This window comes from Streptomyces sp. SLBN-8D4 (assembly GCF_049739545.1).
In the GTDB taxonomy this organism is placed as follows: domain Bacteria; phylum Actinomycetota; class Actinomycetes; order Streptomycetales; family Streptomycetaceae; genus Streptomyces; species Streptomyces canus_C.
In genome coordinates, this window is the sequence record NZ_JBMGQC010000001.1 from 9,778,325 (window position 1) to 9,798,275 (window position 19,951).

General features: G+C 69.1%; 19 protein-coding genes and 1 pseudogene. 13 read left to right on the top strand and 7 right to left on the bottom strand.

Annotated features, from left to right (window positions below):
• Window positions 1-87: 87 nt before the first annotated feature.
• Window positions 88-663: a PadR family transcriptional regulator gene (locus RKD20_RS44440; RefSeq protein WP_424882716.1), complete on the bottom strand. Its 576-nt coding sequence runs from the start codon at window positions 661-663 to the stop codon at window positions 88-90.
• 124 nt (window positions 664-787) lie between these two features.
• Here RKD20_RS44440 and RKD20_RS44445 point away from each other — a divergent pair, with 124 nt between their 5' ends.
• Window positions 788-1,426, top strand: a complete 639-nt coding sequence (locus RKD20_RS44445) for an enoyl-CoA hydratase/isomerase family protein (RefSeq protein WP_424882717.1) — start codon at window positions 788-790, stop codon at window positions 1,424-1,426.
• A 339-nt stretch (window positions 1,427-1,765) separates the two neighbouring features.
• Here the strand turns inward: RKD20_RS44445 and RKD20_RS44450 are convergent, their stop codons facing one another.
• On the bottom strand, window positions 1,766-2,677 hold the full coding sequence (locus tag RKD20_RS44450) for an alpha/beta fold hydrolase (protein ID WP_424882718.1): 912 nt from the start codon (window positions 2,675-2,677) through the stop codon (window positions 1,766-1,768).
• A gap of 124 nt (window positions 2,678-2,801) precedes the next feature.
• Here RKD20_RS44450 and RKD20_RS44455 point away from each other — a divergent pair, with 124 nt between their 5' ends.
• The 4 genes from RKD20_RS44455 (at window position 2,802) to RKD20_RS44470 (ending at window position 6,345) form a co-directional block, all read left to right on the top strand.
• On the top strand, window positions 2,802-3,419 hold the full coding sequence (locus tag RKD20_RS44455; RefSeq protein WP_424882719.1) for a TetR/AcrR family transcriptional regulator: 618 nt from the start codon (window positions 2,802-2,804) through the stop codon (window positions 3,417-3,419).
• 340 nt (window positions 3,420-3,759) lie between these two features.
• A complete protein-coding gene (locus RKD20_RS44460; protein WP_424882720.1) occupies window positions 3,760-4,038 on the top strand; it encodes a polyprenyl synthetase in 279 nt (92 codons plus the stop codon).
• Entirely contained in the window at window positions 4,031-5,083 is a 1,053-nt protein-coding gene (locus RKD20_RS44465) for a polyprenyl synthetase family protein (RefSeq protein WP_424882721.1), read from the top strand. The genes RKD20_RS44460 and RKD20_RS44465 overlap by 8 nt, the downstream gene beginning before the upstream one ends.
• A gap of 101 nt (window positions 5,084-5,184) precedes the next feature.
• Window positions 5,185-6,345 (top strand): oxygenase MpaB family protein, encoded by a 1,161-nt coding sequence (locus tag RKD20_RS44470; protein ID WP_424882722.1) that lies wholly within the window; start codon window positions 5,185-5,187, stop codon window positions 6,343-6,345.
• A 19-nt stretch (window positions 6,346-6,364) separates the two neighbouring features.
• Here RKD20_RS44470 and RKD20_RS44475 read toward each other — a convergent pair.
• Both RKD20_RS44475 and RKD20_RS44480 read right to left on the bottom strand, forming a co-directional pair.
• Window positions 6,365-7,368 (bottom strand): annotated as a pseudogene (locus RKD20_RS44475) (IS5 family transposase).
• A 248-nt stretch (window positions 7,369-7,616) separates the two neighbouring features.
• The gene (locus RKD20_RS44480; RefSeq protein WP_424882723.1) at window positions 7,617-8,411 is read right to left on the bottom strand and encodes a helix-turn-helix domain-containing protein; all 795 of its coding nucleotides are present in this window, start codon (window positions 8,409-8,411) and stop codon (window positions 7,617-7,619) included.
• Between the two features lie 86 nt (window positions 8,412-8,497).
• Here RKD20_RS44480 and RKD20_RS44485 point away from each other — a divergent pair, with 86 nt between their 5' ends.
• Window positions 8,498-8,887, top strand: coding sequence for a nuclear transport factor 2 family protein (locus RKD20_RS44485; protein WP_424882724.1), 390 nt, complete (start codon window positions 8,498-8,500; stop codon window positions 8,885-8,887).
• 100 nt (window positions 8,888-8,987) lie between these two features.
• Here the strand turns inward: RKD20_RS44485 and RKD20_RS44490 are convergent, their stop codons facing one another.
• Together RKD20_RS44490 and RKD20_RS44495 are read right to left on the bottom strand one after the other, a co-directional pair.
• Complete coding sequence (locus RKD20_RS44490) at window positions 8,988-9,212, bottom strand: PQQ-binding-like beta-propeller repeat protein (protein ID WP_424882725.1); 225 nt, start codon at window positions 9,210-9,212, stop codon at window positions 8,988-8,990.
• A 142-nt stretch (window positions 9,213-9,354) separates the two neighbouring features.
• The gene (locus RKD20_RS44495; RefSeq protein ID WP_424882726.1) at window positions 9,355-10,200 is read right to left on the bottom strand and encodes an RNA polymerase sigma factor SigF; all 846 of its coding nucleotides are present in this window, start codon (window positions 10,198-10,200) and stop codon (window positions 9,355-9,357) included.
• A 125-nt stretch (window positions 10,201-10,325) separates the two neighbouring features.
• On the opposite strand from RKD20_RS44495, the gene RKD20_RS44500 reads away from it, so the two are divergent.
• Together RKD20_RS44500 and RKD20_RS44505 are read left to right on the top strand one after the other, a co-directional pair.
• Window positions 10,326-10,580 carry a hypothetical protein gene (locus tag RKD20_RS44500; RefSeq protein WP_424882727.1) on the top strand — a complete coding sequence of 85 codons (255 nt, stop codon included), beginning with the start codon at window positions 10,326-10,328 and terminating at the stop codon, window positions 10,578-10,580.
• 39 nt (window positions 10,581-10,619) lie between these two features.
• Entirely contained in the window at window positions 10,620-11,189 is a 570-nt protein-coding gene (locus RKD20_RS44505; RefSeq protein ID WP_424882728.1) for a VanZ family protein, read from the top strand.
• On the opposite strand, the gene RKD20_RS44510 is transcribed toward RKD20_RS44505, so the two are convergent.
• Window positions 11,080-11,649, bottom strand: a complete 570-nt coding sequence (locus RKD20_RS44510) for a hypothetical protein (RefSeq protein ID WP_424882729.1) — start codon at window positions 11,647-11,649, stop codon at window positions 11,080-11,082. The two genes, RKD20_RS44505 and RKD20_RS44510, sit on opposite strands and share 110 nt — an antisense overlap.
• Before the next feature lie 345 nt (window positions 11,650-11,994).
• Between RKD20_RS44510 and RKD20_RS44515 the strand changes: the two genes are divergently transcribed.
• From RKD20_RS44515 to RKD20_RS44535, 5 genes are all read left to right on the top strand, one after another.
• Window positions 11,995-13,263 (top strand): DUF418 domain-containing protein, encoded by a 1,269-nt coding sequence (locus RKD20_RS44515; RefSeq protein ID WP_424882730.1) that lies wholly within the window; start codon window positions 11,995-11,997, stop codon window positions 13,261-13,263.
• A 457-nt stretch (window positions 13,264-13,720) separates the two neighbouring features.
• Complete coding sequence (locus RKD20_RS44520) at window positions 13,721-15,472, top strand: ArnT family glycosyltransferase (protein ID WP_424882731.1); 1,752 nt, start codon at window positions 13,721-13,723, stop codon at window positions 15,470-15,472.
• Window positions 15,473-15,932: 460 nt separating this feature from the next.
• The gene (locus RKD20_RS44525) at window positions 15,933-18,173 is read left to right on the top strand and encodes a HAMP domain-containing protein (RefSeq protein WP_424882732.1); all 2,241 of its coding nucleotides are present in this window, start codon (window positions 15,933-15,935) and stop codon (window positions 18,171-18,173) included.
• 6 nt (window positions 18,174-18,179) lie between these two features.
• Window positions 18,180-19,454, top strand: coding sequence for a poly-gamma-glutamate synthase PgsB (pgsB, locus tag RKD20_RS44530; protein WP_424882733.1), 1,275 nt, complete (start codon window positions 18,180-18,182; stop codon window positions 19,452-19,454).
• On the top strand, window positions 19,451-19,933 hold the full coding sequence (locus RKD20_RS44535) for a poly-gamma-glutamate biosynthesis protein PgsC/CapC (RefSeq protein WP_424882734.1): 483 nt from the start codon (window positions 19,451-19,453) through the stop codon (window positions 19,931-19,933). Before pgsB ends, RKD20_RS44535 begins: the two co-directional genes overlap by 4 nt.
• Window positions 19,934-19,951 lie beyond the last annotated feature (18 nt).

Consider the following 19,951-nt stretch of genomic DNA (forward strand, 5'->3'; position numbering starts at 1 on the left):
CTCTTTGAGCGGGACGGTAGGTGAGAAAGGGAGAACGTCCGGAGACCGGGGGAGCAGGGGCCGAGCGATGGGGCACTCATGGGACGGTCAGTGCTCGGCCGGGCCGAAGCGGGCCAGCGTGGCGAGCACATCGTCCAGCCAGCCGATCATCATCCGCTCGTAGGCGATGCCGCCGCGCAGGACGACGTGCTGGAGTTCGCGTTCCGCGTCGGGCGGCGCGTCCGGCGGGGCCGCGTTCGCCCCGGGCCCTGTGAAGTCGCGCTCCTCGCCCGCGAGGTAGTGCGCCAGCCGGTCGCGGTGCGCCTGCCGGTGACGTTCCACCTCTTGGATCAGGGCGGCCGGGTCGTCGAAGGCGGCACCGCGGATCTTCACCGCCAGATCGTGGCGGACACTCTCCGGCTCGATCGGATCGTGCAGCCACGAGGACAGCGCGGCCCGGCCGAGGTCGGCGACGGAGTACTCCTTCTTGTCCGGCCGTCCGTGCTGCGGGACGTCGCGGGCGTCGACCCAGCCGTCGTTCTCCATGCGCTTGAGCACGCGGTAGATCTGCTGGTGGGTCGCGGTCCAGAAGTAGCCGATGGACCGCTCGAAACGCCGGGCCAGCTCATAGCCGGACGCCGGTTTCTCCAGGAGCGACACGAGGATCGCGTGTTCGAGCGCCATGTCGACGATCGTGCTATGCAACTCGTTGCATAGCAAGCCCCGCTCGCTCTGATGCGACATGGCTCACCCCGGACCGGGGCGGGTGGCCCGGAGCAGCCGTGACGTGCCGTCATGGAGCGTACGCATGGGGTTCGTGATGGTGCCGGGTGGTCGGCAGGGCGGGTGGGCGCTCGACGCGGTGGCGGCCGAGTTGCGCCGCGCCGGTCACCTGGTCGAGGCGGTGACCCTGGTGGGGCTGGCGCCGTGGGTCGACCTGGTCACGAGCCTGACCAGTGCCCCGTTCGTCGGCATCGCCTCCATCCGCGGGCGCACGCGGGGCGGCCGGGACGAGATCACTCTGGCCTTCAACCTGCGCTACGCCGGCCGCGAGGAGACGTTCTTCTGCCGGCCCGGGGTCGCGACCGGTATCGTCCCCGGGGGTGGCGGCAGTGACCGCCTGACCTGGCTGCTGGGGCGGGACCGCGCGCTCGAAGCGATCCTCGCCAGCCAGGACTTCAGCGCCGATACGGCCGAGCGGTACGGATGGGTGACCCGGGCCGTCCCTGGCGCCGAACTGGACGACCTGGTTGACGGCGGGACAGCACGTATAGCGTCCTTCGACAAGGCGTGGTCCTGGGCGCCAAGGCGCAGAACCAACCGGTCCACCCTGCCGCCGGAAGCCGATCTGCGCGCGTCCTGGGCGGAGTTCGTGGCATCGGTCAACTGGCCGGGGTTCCAGGCGCGTGCCGCAGCTCGGAAAGGCCATCGCCGAGATCGGCCTTGAAGAGATCGAACGAAACCTGGGGCACTACGCCGACCTCATCAACGCACAGGAAGAGGCGCAAGGTCGGCCGTCTGTCCGGCGCCGGCTTCGTCGATGACGTTGAGCCCGCCGCGCAACGGGATTCATCCTCGCCCGCTGCCGTGGGGGTTGTACGCCCGCGTAAAGGACGAGAAGTGCACGATCGAACGGCTGAGTGCAGCGGAGAATTCGGAGAGCGCTGCACCGAGCTCATGATCTGCCCACCCGCGCGCGAGCCTCGCCCGCCCCCGGCTTCCCGGCGACCGAACCAGACTCCTGTCCCAACTCTCGTCAACGGGAACAGCTTCTGCAGTCCGCACCTCAGTCGACGGAGGCCATGAAGTTCAGCATCCTGCGGTTGATCTCCTCCGCGTGGTCGATCTGCGGTCCGTGGCCCGTGCTGGAGATGATCTCGGCTCGGGCACCGGGGATCAGGCGCGGTACCCGCTCCGCCTGTCGCTGAGGGTGCACGAGGAGGCTTCGCTTGCCGAGCACCAGATAGAGCGGAGTGCGGATGGTGGACAGTTCCTGCTCGGACAGGGGGAGTGGTGCCGGACGGCGTATGCGGTAGGCGCGAACCGCCGTTCTGATCATCGCCCGCAGTTCCGGCACGACGAGGACCGGCTGTTCGAGCCAGGCCGCCAGTCGCGGGCGGAGCGCCTTGGGCGCGAAGGTCGCGAAGAGGCTGGCGAAGATCCAGACGAAGAAGCGCAGCCCCACCTTCTCCAGGCCGCCTGGGTCGAGCAAGGTGACCGAGGCGAGGCGGTCGGGCCTGCGGTGTGCCTGGTTCAGGGCAAGCCAGCCACCGTAGGAGGAGCCGACGAGGTGGACGCGGTCGAGTCCGAGCCCGGCGAGCGTCTCGTCCAGCCACTGCGCCGCATGGTCGGGCTGGTGGATGGGTTCGCGCTGCACGCTGCGGCCGGGATCGCCCGGGGTGTCGATCGCGTAGACCGTGCGGTCCGCGCTGAGGGCGGGGGTGTTCGGGTACCACATGGCAGAGCAGGAGCCGGCCCCGTGCACCAGGACGACGGGGGTGCGTGATGGGGAGGCCTGGTTCGCGGGGCCGTAGCGGTAGACGTGCGTGGTGCCGAAGGAGGTCTCCACGTCCTGTTCCGCGAGTGCGGGCGCTCCTAGTGCGTAGACCGCGTCGCAGGCCGTGAAGTAGCGCTCGCGCCAGGCATCGCTCACGTAGCGGCCCACATCGGCCTGGGGTCGGGCAGCGGTCTCGGGCATGGCCACCTCCGGCGTCTCGGTTTTGTGATACGAACGTACCATGATGTTGGTACAGCTGTATCATCAAAAGTCCCGGACCCCATGGGAGCCGCAGCAGCAACAACGACGAGCGGAGAGACGGCCGATGCCCAAGCGGGTAGACCACGCAGAACGGCGCACCGAGATCGCCGAGGCCCTCGTCCGGGTCGCCGCCCGACGCGGGCTGCACGCCGTCGGGATGCGCGAGGTGGCAGCGGAGGCGGACGTATCACTGCGGCTGGTGCAGTACTACTTCCAGACCAAGGAAAAGCTGCTGCTCTTCGGACTCGAGTTGCTGGCGCAGAGATTCGGGGAGCGGGTCTCCGCCCGTCTACGGGCCGCCGGGGACAGTCCTGGTCCGCGCGCGATGGTCGAGGCGCTGCTGATGGCGGCCCTGCCGACCGATGACGAGAGCCGCACCTTCCACCACCTCTACACGTCATACGCAGTCCTGGCCGTGAACGACCCGGCGCTCGCGGCCCAGCCCTTCATCAAGAACCCGGATGCAGCCGAAGACGCCCTGGCCGCACTCCTCCGGCAGGCACGGGAAGCGGCACTGCTCGAGCCCGGTGTGGACGTACAGTCGGAGGCAGCCGGCCTGCTCGCCATGTCTGCGGGACTCGGCACCAGCATCCTCGTCGGCCAGCGCAGCCCGGAGTCCGCGACCGCAATCCTGGACCACCACCTGAACCGCGTCTTCCGCACCGGTGACGCGGCGAGTTGATGCGCGGTCGTGTACCTCCTGGCGAGGTGGTTTCGTTGCCGAGGCGCACCCAGCGCGGCAGCGTGGTCACAACCAACTGAAGCGCTCAGGCACACACACGGGCATCCCGCCGCGGCCTACCGGGAAACTCCGCGCCCTTTTGCGCCGGTTGGCCGCTGTACGGCCACGTCGGTCGCGGCGTCGCGAACGGAATGCCGCTCACCAGCAGATCTCGTCCGGGTGTGCGATGTGATCACTCGATCGTGAGTTCTTCCCTTCATGTCCCCGGTGCGGCGCGACTCTGGGTCGGACGGCGTGTGACCGGCGCCGCTCGGACGTGGTGGACGGAAGGGGGACGGGCGTGGTGCAGGGAGCGGGTGGCCGTGAGGGCCTGGACGAGCAGGCGGTGCTGCTGGTGGCCGGAGTGGCCGATCTGGCGATGAGCACGCTGGGGTCGGCTCTGGGGACCGTGCGGGGGTTGCTGCGCCGCTCGGACGTCGCGGATCTGGCCGTGGAAGCCGAGCAGGACCTGATGGCACGCGGCCGTATCGCGCTGGATAGGTACGCCACCGTCCCCCCGGCCCACCTGGAGATCCTCGCCCGGCATGCCCTGTCCCGGCGGGCCCTTGGTGATGTCTGAGCGATGGGAGCCAACCGCGTTCAAGAGCCGTGTCGACGAGGTGCTGCGCGTCTTTGTCGCGCGGGAAGCCGACCAGTTGGCGGCGATCGACCCTGCCCTGGAGCCGGTGGCCTGGCAACTGGAGGCGGCGGTCGCGGACGGCAAACGGCTGCGGGCGGCGTTCTGCTACTGGGGCTGGCGTGCGGCAGGGCAGCCGGACAGTGACGCGCTGGTGCGGGCGGCGGCCTCCATGGAGCTGGTGCATGCCGCAGCGGTCGTGCACGACGATCTCATCGACGACAGCCCGTTGCGGCACGGCCGGCCCACGGCGCATGTCGCGCTGCGCGGGGCGGTTCGTCGTCGGCCGCGTGCGGTCTCCGCTGCCAGATCGCTGGCGATGCTGGTCGGGGACCTGCTGATGTCGCTGGCCGGGCAGATGTTCGCCACCAGCGGTCTGCCCGCGGCGTATCTGGCCCGGGCTCGCCCTTTGTGGTCGATGCTGGCCCGGGAACTGATCGCGGGGGAGTGCCTGGAGATCCTGCGCACCGGAGCGGATCCGGACACCGCGACGTCGCTGAAGGTGATCCGGTACAAGACCGCCAAGTACACGGTCGAACAACCCCTGCTGATCGGCGGCACGCTGGCCGGGGCCGGAGAGCGGCTACGCGAGGGCTACTCCGCCTACGGGCTGCCGCTGGGCGAGGCGTTCCAGCTGCGGGACGACCTGCTCGGCCTGTTCGGCGATCCGGAACACACCGGCAAGGCCAACGCCGACGACGTGTCAGGCCATCGCCCCACGGCCCTGCTGTCGGAGACCTGGCGTCTTGCCGGTGAGGGCGAGCGGGAGCAGTTGCGCGCCCTGCTCGGCCGACGTGACCTGGAGACCGACGGTCTGGACGCGGTCCGGGAGCTGATGCGCCGGCTGAAGACACCCGACCGCATCGAGGACATGATCACCGCGCGGGTCCAGACGGCTCTTGGCGCTCTGCACGAGCTCGACGTTCCCGCGCACGCTGTCGCTGCCCTGACCGCGCTGGCACACACCGCGGCGGTCCGCCGGTCCTGACCCCTCGCATCGGGGCGCCGCAGTCCGTGCTCCCCGGCGGCCGCTCCCGCCTCGCAAGAATCCCGGCTCGCAAGAATCCCGCCTATACAAGGAGTTCCGCCATGACCTGCACCGAGGCCTCGATGGACGTCCTGCGGCAGGCCGGTGACGACCTCGCCGACGCCGTCGTCGCCGAACTGTTCGAGCGCGGCGAGGTGGGCAAGTTCAACACCCTGATGCGCTACGTCTCCACCGCCGGCGCCCCGCTGCCGGACGGGCTTCCCGACGTCGCACGCGAGTACCTTCAGGCCACCAGCGTGCCACCGGCCTGGGTGGACTGGGGCGAGATGGAGAAGGCCCGCCTGTTCTTCATCGACAACAACGTGCACATCTCCACCGCGCTGTCCTTCGCCTCCATGCCCGCCTGCTACGTCGTCCCGCACGTCGCGAAGCTGCTGTCGGCCACCCACGGGCTGAGCTACCCGTCCAAGCGGATGGCGGAGACCGGCCAGTTCACCGTCTACCTCATGCAGCCCGACGCCTTCGAGGCGGGAAGCCGGTTCATCCCCGCCGCCCAGAAAGTGCGCCTGCTGCACGCCTCCATCCGCCACCACCTCAAACGGGAGAACCGCTGGGACACCGCGGCGATGGGGACGCCGATCTGTCAGGAGGACATGATCGGCGGACAGATGTTCTTCTCCCTCCTGGTCCTGGACAGCCTGCACCGGCTCGGCATCCACATGAGCGTCGAGGGAGCCGAAGCGTACTTCTACGCCTGGCGCGTGGTCGGCGCGATCCTGGGCGTCGACCAGGACGCCGTCCCCAAGACCCTGGAAGAGGCCCGGCAGTTCCTCGACCTGTACATGATCCGGCACATGGGACCCTCCGAAGAAGGCGCCCACCTGACGCGGCAACTCATCGACCTCTACGAGGAGGTCGTGCCCGGCACCCTCTTCGACCCCATCGTCTCCGCCCTGATCCGCTACCTGATCGGCGACACGTGCGCCGACTGGCTGCAGGTCCCCCGTACCCCATGGGACACCGTCGTCAAGACCGTGCCCCACCTGCTGGGCGTGCTGGAGACCATCGAGGACCGCTCTCCCCTCGGAGCCTGGGCGCTGGACCGCCTCGGCCACCTCACCAGCGTCTTCGAGCTGTCCTCCCTCACCCGCGGACGCGTCATGCACTACGCCGTCCCCGAACAACTGAAGAAGGACTTCGGCGTCAGCGGCACCCTGCGACGCACCCACCGGTGGGCACCGCCCGCCACCACCGTGTCCTAGGGCCTGTGTGACGTTGTGATCAGCCAGTTGCCTTCAGCAGGTCGTTGATCCAGATCATTGAGGCACGGAGGTGGAGGCCGGCGAGGTAACTCTCGGGCGACTTGTCGTATCGAGTGGCGATGCCCCGCCAGGCCTTCAGCTTGTTGATGAGCCGCTCGACCGTGTTCCGCTCCTTGTAAAGATCACTGTCGTGGCACGTGGGGCGGCCGCCCCGGTGGCCCTTCTTCTTCCGGTTGGCGGCCTGGTGCTTCTTCTCCGGAATGACTGCTTTGATGCCGCGTTTGCGCAGGTAAGAGCGGTTGGTGCGGGACGAGTAGGCCTTGTCCGCGGCGACAGCGCCGGGCCGGGTTCGAGGCCGGCCCACAGGCAGACGGACCCGAATCTTCTGCAACACGGGGACGAACTGCGGGCTGTCGCCGGCCTGTCCTGCGGTCAGCACGAGGGACAGCGGACGGCACCTGCGGTCCGCGGCGAGATGAATCTTGCTCGTCAGTCCGCCACGGGATCTGCCGAGCAGGGCCTGGTTCAGCCGGAACTTGCGCCGCCGCCGGATACGCCGTCGCTCTTCCTGCTCGGGGTCGTCCCCGCCGTCCTGCCCGTTCTGTCCCGGCGGGCCGCCCCTTTTTGCCGGGCCCGCTCCTGTTCGGCGGCGGCTTCCTCAAGGGCGTCCATGACGTCCTTGCCGAGGTGCATCCCGGCGGCGTCCTGGTGGGCGCGGGCCGTAGTGGAGTCCACGCTGACCAGGGATAAGTCCGTCTGTCCCCGGCGAGCGGCCTCGGCGATCATGCCCTCCAGAAGAGCGGAGAAGACCCCGGCGTCCCGCCAGACGCGAAAGCGCCCGTAGACCGTCGGCCACGGTCCGAACTCGGAGGGCATCTCGCGCCACTGGGCGCTGGAGCGGAACCGCCAGATCACCCCCTCGAACTGCTCCCGCAGCCGCTCGGGGTACGGGCCGTACTCGCCTATCGGCAGGTACGGCTCGATGAACTCCCACTGCTCGTTGGTGAGTTGCGTACGTGTCACACCCAGCGTCCTACCAGGCCCCACCCCCGCACGGGACCAGAACCCGAGAATGATCACGACCTCACACAGGCCCTAGCACCAGGCGAACTACCCGGCACGAACACATCACGCCGTCGCTTCCGCTGTCTGCGGGGCACAACGGGATCCAGTGCTATGACGATGCGGCCCTGGAAGCAGGCCGGCCGATCGCGACCGGCGCGACCGAGGGCGTGTGCCGAGGTCCGTGGCCACCGGATCCTCGCCGAGGATCAAGGGCAGGGCGGCTGCTCGAAGTCACCCTTGGACTGCTCGAAGTAGGCGCCGCTCTCCGCGTCCGCCGGGTAGTACGACTCGATCGCGACCTCGTCCAGCGTGATGTCCATCGGAGTACCGAACGTGGTGATGGTCGAGAACAGCCGTAGCTCTCGTCCGTTGAGGCGAAGGATCATCGGGATCAGGACATCGGATTCGACCGATCGGCTCGACGTGTCCTCGGAGTCGGGCGTCAGCAGTTCCTCATAGAGCGCGGTGAGCTCCGGGTCGGGAGCAAGGGCGAGTTGACGCCTGATGCGGGAGCGGAACACCACACGCACGTCGGCCAGGTTGACGACCAGAGGGGCGAAACCTCGCGGGTCCAGCCCCAGCCGCACCAGGTTGACCGGCGGCTGTAGCAGGTCGGGATCGACGCCCGCGAAGAACGGCTCGACCGCGCGGTTGGTCATCACGATGTTCCACCGGCGATCGAAGGCCACCGCCGGGTAGGGCTCATGCGCACGGAGCACCCTCTCGACCGCAGCCCGGGCCGCCGACAGCGCACCGTCATCGAGCGGCCGCTCGGCGTACCGGGGTGCGAAGCCGGCCGCGAGCAACAGCCGGTTGCGATCACGCAACGGCACATCGAGCTGGTCCGCGAGCCGGAGGACCATGTCGGCACTGGGGTTGGACTTGCCCGTCTCGACCAGGCTGACATGACGAGCCGACACGTCGGCCGCGAGCGCAAGGGTGAGTTGGCTGACCCCTCGGCGATGCCGCCACTGCCGCAAGAGCTCCCCAACTGTATGCACAGTCGTCGAGAGTACTCATCGCGGAGTCGCACGCCATGAAATCCGACTTCATCGACAACCGTTGGGACCGCGGAAACACTGCGTCCATGACCACAGACAACAAGGGCATCGTTCAACGGGCACTGGCGGAACTGATCGAGACGGGCAGCGTCGACGCGCTAGAACCGTTGCTGAGCGATGACTTCGTCCATCACAGGCCGGACTCGACTTCCTCGACCAAGGCGGAATGGCTCGCCGCCGTAGAGACAGCCCTCACCCCGCTCGCCGACATGCGGGTCGAGGTCCACCACCTGCTGGCCGACGGTGATCACGTCGTGGTGCACTCGCGACGACAACTCCCCGGTGCCGGGCCGGAGATCGCGGTCGTCGACATCTGGCGGATCGACGGGGGGCTGATCGCCGAGGGTTGGGAGATCATCGAGCCGGTGGCCCAGGCTGCCGCCAATCTGATGTGGTGGGAGCCCGCTGGGCGCTGACCGGTCGCATCGGTTCCGCCAGGGCATGATTCCAGGGCGCCCTTCCGCTGCAGGTCCTGTCCGGAGCAACGGGGGCAGCGCGTCGAACACGTCCGTGAAATCAGCAGGCCGCCCTCGCATCTCCCGCCCCGACCCACGTACAGCAACAGCAGTCGAAACCCTCACCGCGTCCGCATCGATGCCGGACGGCGGCAATGATCCCGCCGCGGCTGCCGCGGTCCACCCCGCCGCTGGGTGTGGACAGCAAGTTGTCCTGGCTGCCGATGTACACGGTCCCGTCCGCCACCGTCGGAGACGATTGCTGAGCGTTTCCGGTCTCCCGCACACGATCTCGTCGACGACCGCGGGCGTGGACCAGGTAGACCCGCCTGCGTTCGCGTTTCCGGGTGCCACCGGCACGGCGGACGGGGGAGCGCTGCCATGGAGCAGCAACTCCCCTTACCGCCGCGGTGTCCGGCAGACGGGTGTCACTGGGTGGTGAGCATGCCCTCGCGCAGTCGGGCGAGGGTGCGGGAGAGCAAGCGGGAGACGTGCATCTGTGAGACGCCGAGGTGTTCGCCGATCTGTGCCTGGGTGAGTTCCTCGACGAACCGCATGTGGAGGATCTGGCGGTCCCGTTCGTCGAGTTCGGCGATCATGGGGGCGAGGGCGTGGAAGTCCTCCACCAGCTCCAGTGACGCGTCGTCGGTGCCGATGAAGTCCGCGAGCGCGTTTTCGCCGTCCTCCGCGCCGTTGATGGTGGCGTCCAGGGAGGTCGAGTTGTAGGCGTTTGCGGCCAGCCGGGCCTCGATGACCTCTTCTTCGGGCAGGCACATCAGCTCGGACAGTTCCTTGACCGTGGGGGTCCGGCCCAGGCGGCTGCGGAGTTCCTCGGTGGCGCGGGCCAGCTGGACCCGGGCTTCCTGCAGACGGCGTGGCACGTGGACGGCCCAAGTGGTGTCGCGGAAGAACCGCTTGATCTCGCCCACGATGTAGGGGATGGCGAAGGAGGTGAACTCCACTTCACGGGTGAGTTCGAACCGGTCGATCGCCTTGATCAGGCCGATCATGCCGACCTGGACGATGTCCTCCATCTCCTCCGGCCCACGGCTGCGGAACCGCCCCGCGGCGAAGCGCACCAGGGACATGTTCATCTCGATCAGCGTGTTCCGGGCGTACTGGTACTCGGGCGTGCCCTCCTCCAGTACCGCCAGCTGGTCGAAGAACAGCTTGGTCAGAGCGCGGGCGTCCTTCGGGGCGACCTTGGAAGGGTCGGTGAGCTCCGGCAGCTCCTTTATGTGGGTCTCTGTCTTTGCCGTGCTCAGTGCCGCCATGATGCTTCCCTCCCGAGACGTCTGAACGCCGGTCTGTTGGAGACACAGGCCGACGAGAAGCCGCTTACCCACGCATCCGCTGCACACGCCTGCCCGTCGCATTGTCTGCTGTCACGGGAGGTGAGGTGGCTATCCCGGTGGCTGTCTCTGCGTTCGCCGGTGGCTGGTCGGGTGCCGTCACCGACCCGGCCGAGCGGCACCCCGGCATCGGCATCACTATTGCGTGGGTTCCACACTGGCACGAACTCCGGCAGGCCGCCGCGCAGGCCTCGACGGAGGCCGACGTGGACCGTTGCTTCCACGCGCACGAGGTCGAACTCACCCCCCCCCGTAAGGCATCAAACGCCGATCAATACGCCGCCGATATGCGCCGCCGGTGAGACTGTCGATGACAACTGGACGGAAGCAGAGGTGGCAGGGTGCGGCTCGAAGGGTGGCACGGCTGGGTCGGTACGTTCACCGGGGTGGTGCTCCTCACGGTGGCCGCGTTGCCGTTGGCAGCGCTGGCGGCGTGGGCTCTGGCCCACTGGCGGAGGCGCGCAGGTGCCAGGCCGGCGAGGGCGTGGCGCACGTCGCTCGCCGAGGTCGGCATCGTCTACGGGACAGTGCCGCCGGTCTGGTTGATCCTGCTGCCGGGCGACGAGGACGGGGCGGTCGTGAACCTGGTGCCGTTGCGGGACCTGCTCACGATGGACGCGGGCCAGATCGTCGGCAACCTGCTGGTGTTCGCGGCGCTCGGGTTCCTCGGCCCGCTCCGGTTCGCGGCGCTGGCATCGGTACGGCGGGTTCTCGCGCTCGGAGCGGGCTGCTCGATCCTCGTCGAGACAGCGCAGTACGTCCTGCAACTGGACAGGGTGTCGTCCGTGGACGACGTACTGCTCAACACCGCCGGCGCGGGTCTCGCCGCGCTGGCGTCACGCCGCTGGTGGCGCGCCGGCAGGGATCCGTTTCCGACGAGAGCAACGGGCCGGAAAGGTGTTGTGGTTTGACGGCGGCGGGCAAGGAGGCAGGTGCGGGCCAGGCCTGGATCAGGTACCACTCGGTGATCTGGTCCGGGGTCAGGTCAACGGCGGTGTCCCGGCCGCGGGTGTGAACGCGCAGCCGGTAGTCGCCGGGACCGCGGAACGACAGGACGGGGAGTTCTTCGTCCAGGTCGTCCATCATGCCGCGGACCATGAGGTCGCCGGATGCGGAGTGTGCCGAGACCTCCAGGATTTCCTGCCAGTTGGCGCCGTCGGGGACGGGTTCGGTTTCATGAAGGGTCACGGTGACGTCGACATCGCCGGTGTGGATGCCGGTCATGACCGTGGTGACGCCGTCGGCGACCCGGACCAGTCCGTTGTGGCCGCGTTCGAGGTCGGGGCCGGTTGGCCCGTCCTCGTCGCTGATGTCGAACTGGTGGTACTGCACCGGGACGCGTCCGTTGCCGCGTGCGACCTCGTCGCTCATCTCACCTCCACCGTGGTGCCAACTTGATCCACACCAAGAACCTGTCCTTCTCAATGACGCGGTTATACAGGTGGAAGCGTCTCAGGGCCCGGCCGCCGCCTTCGTACTGCGTCGCGTTGATGAGGCCGGCCGTTGCGACGGCAGCTCCGACAACCGCGCCCCACTCTCACGGTCGCGGTGAGCCCACCGCCCGCATCATGACGACCAGGTCGGGGAGCATAGTCGTTCGGGTACGGCCGACACCGACCCCCTCCGATCGGCGGGGTCGGTCTCGGCCGACCGGCGGGACACCTCCCGAAGCCCGGCGGATGGTCGGCCGCCCCCCGCCTCGGCAAGGTTGTCCCGGTGACCGAGATCGAAAGCGCCAAGAAGACGCCTCTCCGGCCGTTCCCCTCACCCGAGTCCGCCACGGCGACCGAGCGCCCTGCGCCGACGGTGCGGCTGGTCGCGGTGGACCTCGCCCGTGCACTGGCCGTGTTCGGGATGTTCGCCGTGCATGTCGGCCCCATGGCAACACCCGGGGGCGGTGTCGGCGACTGGTTGTTGGAGCTGGCGAGCGGCCGCGCGTCGGCGTTGTTCGCCACCCTCGCCGGGATCTCGTTGATGCTGATCGCGGGCCGCTTCGAGCCGAAGACCGGACTGGCCGGCCGGCAGGCGAGGGCCCGGATCGTGATCCGGGCCGTGATCCTGCTGGTGCTGGGCAGCGCGTTGGCGATGACCAACTTCGGCGGCGCCGGGATCCTCAACTTCTACGCGGTGTACTTCCTGTTGGCCCTGCCCCTGCTGCGGCTGCGGACCAGGACGCTCGCGATCACGGCGGTCACCCTCGCGGTCGTCACGCCGCAGCTGGCGTATGTGATCCGGGCGCTGCTCACCGAGTCGATCGTGCACAGCATCGACTCGTACGACCCCATCGCACGACTCTGCGGCGTGGGTGTGCTCGATCTCCTGCTCACCGGCCTCTACCCGGCGATCACCTGGATGACGTTCGTGGTCACCGGCATGGCGCTGGGCCGGCTGGACCTGTCCTCCGGCACGGTCCGGCGGCGGCTGGCCGTCGTCGGTCCCGCGATGATCGCGTTCGGGTACGGCGTCTCGTGGCTGGCGCTGCGGTTGACCGGCGGAGCTCAGAAGATCATGGACGGGATGTCCGCCATGAAGGAGGCAGGTGCCATGAAGGATCCCGGCCTGGCATCAGCATCCTTCGACTCGCCGGTCGGTGGCGGGCTGGGTGGCCCCGACACATGGGGGCTACTGGCAGCCGAGCCGCACAGCGGTTCCACGTTCGACCTCATCGGCAGCCTGGGGATCGCGATCACCGTGCTCCTGTGCCTGACGGTGGCCCTGGACCGACTGACGTGGCTGCGTCGACTGGCAGCGCCGATCATCGCTGTCGGCACCATGTCCCTGACCCTCTACGTGGGCCACATTCTGGTCATCCTCGCCCTGCCCGGCGAAGCGGCCACCCCGCCGCAGTCCGCCTCCGCCGCGCTGCTGTTGTGCTTCATCGTCGGGGCCACCGTGTTCGCGGCGGTCTGGTCCCGCTTCTTCCGCCGCGGACCGCTGGAGTACTTGCTCAACGGCGCCACCAAACTGGCGAATTCCGTCCGCTGAGCCGCGGGTGGGCACCCCTGGACGTCCGTACGAGAAGTGGCTGTTGTTCGCATTCCCGGAGTACTTCAGCACTCCGGGGATGCGCGGCAGCGTGAGTCGGCCTCCGGCAGGCGGGCGCCGAACGCCGTAACCCCTCTCGACGCGCATCGACGCGCATCGACGCGCATCGACGCCCATCGCAGTCTCCAGGGCGGCGTACTGCCGCACCGCGGGCGCACGTGCGCTGATCGCGGCCCCGCGCAGCCTTCCGCCTCTCACCTGCCGTTCCGCCCGAACACTGATCCAGGGACCTTCGCCATGGCTGCCATACCCACCGCCCAGAGCACCGACTCCCATGACCTCCTCCGGGAATCGCACCGCCGCGCCGACCGGCCGGAAGGTCCGGCACGCTGGGAACGCCCGGCGCTGGCAGCGGTGTTGGGCGTCGCCGCTCTGCTGTATGCATGGGGCATGGGGCATGGGGCATGCCGAGATTCACCCCTACTACGGCGCGGCGATACGGTCGATGGCCACCAGTTGGCGGGCCTTCTTCTTCGGCGGTCTCGACACCAGCGGTTCGATCACCCTCGACAAGGTGCCCGGCGCCTTCTGGCCCGATGCCGTCTCCGTATGGGGCTTCGGGCCGCACACGTGGGCGGCCGCGCTGCCCCATGTGATCGAGGGCGTCCTCACCGTATGGCTGCTGCACCGGATCGTACGGGCATGGGCCGGGCCGTTCGCCGCACTGATCGCCGCGCTGACGCTCACCTTCACTCCGATCACCGTGGCGCTGAACAGGGCCACCATCCCGGACACGGCACTCACTCTGCTGCTGGTGGCAGCCGCCGGAGCCTTGCAGAAGGCGGTCCGAACCGGGCGGCTGCTCCCGCTGATCACGTGTGGCGTCTGGGTCGGGCTGGCTTTCCAGACGAAGATGCTGCAGGCCTGGCTCGTCCTGCCGGTCTTCGCCTTGGTCCATCAACTCGCCGCGAGCGGCTCGCCGTTGCGGAGGGCTTGGCGCCTCCTTGTGGGTGGTGCGGTCACGCTGGCCGTCTCCTGCTCGTGGGCGCTGATCGCGTGGGTGACTCCCGCAGGCAACCGCCCATATGTCGACGCCACGTCGAACAACAACCCCTTCAGCCTGGTCTTCGGCTACAACGGCATCAGCCGCTTCACCGACGACGACACCGCGTTCGGCGCCGTGCCGGCCACCGCCGCCAGCCGTATCTCCGGAAACACGGGATGGGGGATGCTCGTCAACCCCACCGTCGGCCCGCAGATCGCCTGGTTCCTGCCGCTCGCAGTGCTTGCCGTTGTGACGGCCCTGGTCTGGCGCGCCCGCGAGCCGCGGACCGACCCGCTGCGTGCGGGCTTCCTCCTCTGGGGCGGTTGGCTTGCCGTGCATGCCATGGTGTTCAGCGTCTCCAACGGCAACCACGTCTACTACACGGCCGTGCTCGCACCGGCGATCGCCGCGCTCGCCGGAGGCGGCCTCGCGCTCTTCCGCTCCGCGTACGAGTCCGGCGGCCGGCGACGGTTGTGGCTGCCGTCGGCGATCGTGCTGACGGTGGCCTGGGCGCTCGTACTCGACCGGCCGACCTGGTTCGTCTCCCGGCTGCTGGCGTTCGCCGTGATCTTCGCTGTGTGCGGGACGCTCTGCCTGTTCCCCAGCGGGTCACGAGCCTCCCGGAGTCTGGTCAAGGGCTGTCTGGCCGCCGGAACAGCCGCCACTCTGCTGGTACCCGCCGGCTGGGCCGTCTCGGCTCTGGACCCGCGCTACGCGGGCGCCTCCACGTCGCCGACGGCCGGTCCGGTCGGCGAGTTCCACCGCCGGGCCCTCCATGACCCCTCCGCTCTGCGCCGGGCCGAGCTCGACCGGCCCAGCGCCCGCGACACCACCCTGCTGGGCTACCTCATCGCGCACCGCAAGGGGGAGAAGTACCTGCTCGCGACCCAGGCCGCCTACCCGGCGGAACGTCTGCTGCGCGCTCAGGCCCAACCCATCCTCGTCATGGGCGGATTCACCGGGAAGACCCCCTTCCCCAGCGCCCCGCAGCTCGGCAACCTGATCGCCACCCAGCAACTGCGCTACGTGCTGCTCACTCACCTGCGACCCACCACGCCCGCGACGACTTGGGTGAAGTCCCACTGCAGGCGCGTCCGTTCCGGGGCCTACGGCTGGCACACCAGGGGCAACTTCGGCCTCTACGACTGCCGCGAGCAGGGCTGAGCGGAACGCACCCCCGCCGATCGGCGGGGGTGCAGCAGCCGACTGAGGGATGGGCAAGGAAGCAGAAAAGCAAAATAATCCTTGCGGGCAATTGTCGCCTCATTCTGGGGCGACCCAATCCCAATTTGTTCAGATTCCGTGAAGCTCGAATTTACCATTCTCGCAGGCATTGTGAATCGTGCGTATTTCAGCGAGCGTCTCACGAACTAGCAGGTCAGAGTGGTCACGCAACTCCTCCCGCTTGCCTGAAACGGCGCTTTTCGTCGGCGGGTGAGTACCGTCACACCTCCCTGATAAACCGGCTGGCCATTCCCGTCGTCACACAGGTCGAGAACTTCTGTTCGTTGCCTCACGCGACATCGACAGAACCTGGAAAGGATTCTTCTTGACCACCACTCGATCCCCGATATCCATGCAGGGACCGGCTCGGCGTCGGGCGCACACGGCTGTGTTGGGAGGTGTGCGGCCGCCCCTGGCGGCCCTGCCGGTTCTGTTGGCGCTCGTCGCGGGCCTGACGGTGTTCGCCGTCGGGAGCGATGCCGAACGGGGCGTTCCCGAGGCCGTCCTCAGCTCCCAGCAGCACATCGCCGAGGACGGGGCGGTCGCGCTGCAGGGCGCCGTCGACCAGAGCGTCACCGATCTGCGGGCGGCGGCCGCGGACTTCGGTGGCTCCAAGTCCCTGCCGGCGGACGGCATCCTGACCCGCCTCGACCGGGCCTACCGCAAGTGGCGCGGCACCGCCGTCGTCGACGTGTCCACCGGTCGGCTGCTGGCCTCGCACGGCGAGGCCGTACCCCTCGGGAAGGTGAACCTGCGCGGACTGCCGACGGACCCGCCTCCGAGACTGGTGCGGGACGACTCGGGCATCACCCGGCTACTGACCTTCGCGACCTTGTCGCAAGGCGGCAGGCAGGAGTTGCTCGTCGCTTCCCAGAGCCTGAAGCCGCCGGGCATCTCCGTCGGCAGGAATCACACGCTCAACGTCGTGGACCGTGACGGAGCCACTCTCGCCTCGGCCGGGCCGGGATCCGGCACGGACCGGGCCAAGGCGCTGGCCGGCACCGCCGCCCGCGAGGCGCAGAGCAAGGGACCGTCGGACACCGCCGCCGGCGGCGGCTTCGCCGGTCCGAGCGGCAGTCTCGTCGGGGCGGCGGACGGCAACCGCCGTACCGCCGTCGGGTACGCCGCAGTGGCCCGGGCGCCTGCCACGCAAGAGAGTCCGAGCAGCGCGCTCGGACTGACGGTCGTCACGACGGTACGAACCGAGCCTCATGGGGCGGGGACCGGTGACCTTCGTCTCGCCCTCCTTGCCGCGGCCGTGCTACTGACCCTCGCGGCCGGGGTCACCGTCGCTCTCCACATGGTGCTGCAGCGGCCTGTGCTGAGGTTGCGTCGCGCAGCGCAGAGGATCGGCTCGGGCGACCTCACGGCTCCCGTCCGCGTGCCCTGCTTCGGCGAACCCGCCCGGATCGGCGCCGCGCTGGAGGCACTGCGCCTTCAACTCCGGGGCCGGGGCGGACCCTCGCAGCAGACGGTCGCGCAGCCGCCGGCCCGGAAGCGTGTTCTGCTCGGGACCGGCAAGGGCCGGCGTCGGCTCGGACTGCGCACCGTCCTTGTGGTGTGCGCGTTCGCCCTGCTGGCCTGGCCCACGTCGATGGTGCTGACGCTCGCAGGCAGCTTGCCGCGCCCAGCCGCGGTCGTACCGCGGCTGATCTCCGACGACCAGCGGCAACGCACCGAGACGACGGCGGATCGCGTGCGCAGGGGGATCAACGACGGATACGCGGATCTCGCCCATCTCGCCACCGTGATCGACACTTCCCGGTCGGAGGAGGCGCGCACGGTCCTCTACAGATCCCTGGAGCAGCACGGCCGATACCGGTCCCTGTACGTCGTCGACGGCGTCGGCAGGATCCTCGTCCGCGCCGGCGACGGACCCCGTACCCCGAAGAAGGCCCGCATCAGGCCCGGGGTCCTGCAGACGAACACCTCGGGCACGGAACCGGTGCTCGCCGCGGTGGCCGCTCAGCAGGTCAAGGGCGCGCCGACGAGGGCCGGGCGCCGCTACGTCGTGGGCGAGTTCAAGGTCCAGTACCTGGCCGGCATCCTCAACCGACCCGGTCTCGGCTCGGTGTGGCTGGTGGACTCCGCGCATCGGGTCATCGCGTCCAACAAGGGGTTCGTGGCCTTCGGGCGGGTTTCCGACGGCCGGCTACGGACCCAGCTGCAGGCCGTGCCCAGGACCAAGGGCTCCGCTGAGCTGCTGCTCGGCTGGAGGGATCCGGCGGTCGCCGCGGTGGCGCCGTTCCACGACAAGCGGGGCGTCGCGAGCGCACTCGGCTGGGAGGTCGCCTCGATCAGACCGGTGTTCTGGCTCGGCCTGCCCGAGTACGAGGCACAGCGGCGGATCATGCTCGTCGGTCTGCTGGGGGTGACCACGGGCGCCCTCTGCCTCGGCTGGCTGTACCTCGTCGTCGTACGTCCGCTGCGTGACCTCACCCAGGACGCCGAGGCGCTGGCGGCCGGGGACCGCAGAACGGTGCTCTACCCGCGCTACCACGACGAGGTGGGATCCCTCGCCCGCAGCCTCGAACTGATCAGACAGCGACTCCCGCGCGCCGACGCACCGCCCGCGCCCGGTTCCCCGGACAGCGCGCCCACGCCCTCCACTTCCCCGTCCGGCCCCGGTCCCAGGAGCTGACCCGCCGTGCTCTTCCTGTACTGCGTCCTCGCGACGTGCTGCGCCGGCCTGCTCGTCGCAGGCATCGTCGAACAGCGCCGCCATGACGCCAATCTCGCCGCCATACCCACCCGAGTGCTGGTCAACGGCATTCGCGGCAAGTCCTCCATCACCCGGCTGTGCGCGGGCGCGCTGCGCGGCAGCGGCCTGGTGACCGTCGCCAAGACCACAGGCACCGCGGCCCGGTTCATTCATCCCGATGCCACCGAGGAGCCGGTCTACCGCAAGTTCGGCATCGCCAACGTCGTGGAGCAGATCGGCATCGTCCGGCGGGCCGCCGGCTACCGGCCCGATGTCCTGGTCATGGAGTGCATGGCCGTCATGCCCGCACTCCAGGAGATCAACCAGTCCAAGCTGATCCGCTCCACCATCGGCGTGCTCTGCAACGTCCGCGAGGACCATCTCGCCGAGATGGGCCCCACGCTGGACGACGTGGCCCGCTCCCTGTGCCGGTCCCTGCCGGAGGGCGGAGTCTGCGTCACCGCCGAGAAGGAGCGCTTCCCCATCCTCCAGGAGGAGGCCGACGCCCGGAGCTGCGAGCTGGTCTACGCCGACCCGGAAACCGTCACCGACGAGGAACTGCGCGGCTTCAGCTGGTTCACCTTCAAGGAGAACGTCGCCATCGCACTCGCGGTCGCCGAACTGCTCGGCGTCGACCGCGCGACCGCGCTGAAGGGAATGTACGAGGCGCCACCGGACCCGGGTGTGCTGTCCGTCGAGCGGTACCGCGCCCCTGACGGAAAGCGGCTGCGCTTCGCGAACGTCTTCGCCGCCAACGACCCCGAGTCGACGCTCATGAACATCACGCAGCTGCTCGAACTGGGCGCGATCCACCGTCCATTGCACGTCGTCATCAACTGCCGTCCCGACCGTGTGGAGCGCAACGGCCAGATGGGCGCGCTCATACCCCAGCTCGACCCGGAGACGGTGTTCCTCATCGGCCACCCCACCAAGTCGGCCGCCGACGCCGTCCCCGCCCACTGGACCGGGAACGTCGTCGATCTCGGCGGCGACCGCCGCGACCCCGACCGGCTCACCGCGGATCTGCTGGCTCACCTGGGGCCGGACTCCTCGCTCGTCGCCATCGGCAACATCCACGGCCAGGGCGAACTCTTCCTGGAGCGGCTCGCGGCACTCGAGCCCGATCATCCCGACGCCGACGCTGCCCACCCCGCCGGCCCGTGCGACGCCCCCACACCGCCCGGCGCCCACCACAACTCCTCCCACGGAGAGTCCCGTTGATCCCCGCAGTAGTCACCCCGCAGATCGCCGCCATCGGCATCGCACTCGGTCTGGTCTTCTCCCTCCTGTGCTACCTGACCACGAATCTCTCACCGGGCGGCATGATCACCCCCGGCTGGCTCGCCCTCACCCTTGTCGGCGATCTGCGGCGCGCCGCCATGGTCGCGGCCGTGGCAACTCTGACCTATCTGCTGACCAAGCTGCTGCAGCGCTTCGTCATCCTCTACGGCAAGCGGCTGTTCGCCGCTGTCGTGCTCATCGGCGTCCTGCTCCAGGCCGGGCTCTCGCTGCTGCTGCAGCAGCAGTTCCCTCTGCTGTTCGCCCATCAGGCCCTCGGGTTCATCGTCCCCGGTCTCATCGCCTACCAGCTGGAGAGGCAGCCCAAGGCAGCGACGGTTCTCTCCACTTGCGCGGTCACTTTCGCCGCCTACGTGGTCCTGGTGTCCGGGCTGCTGCTGGGCGCCCTGCCCACGACATGAGCGCCGTGTCTCCTTCCC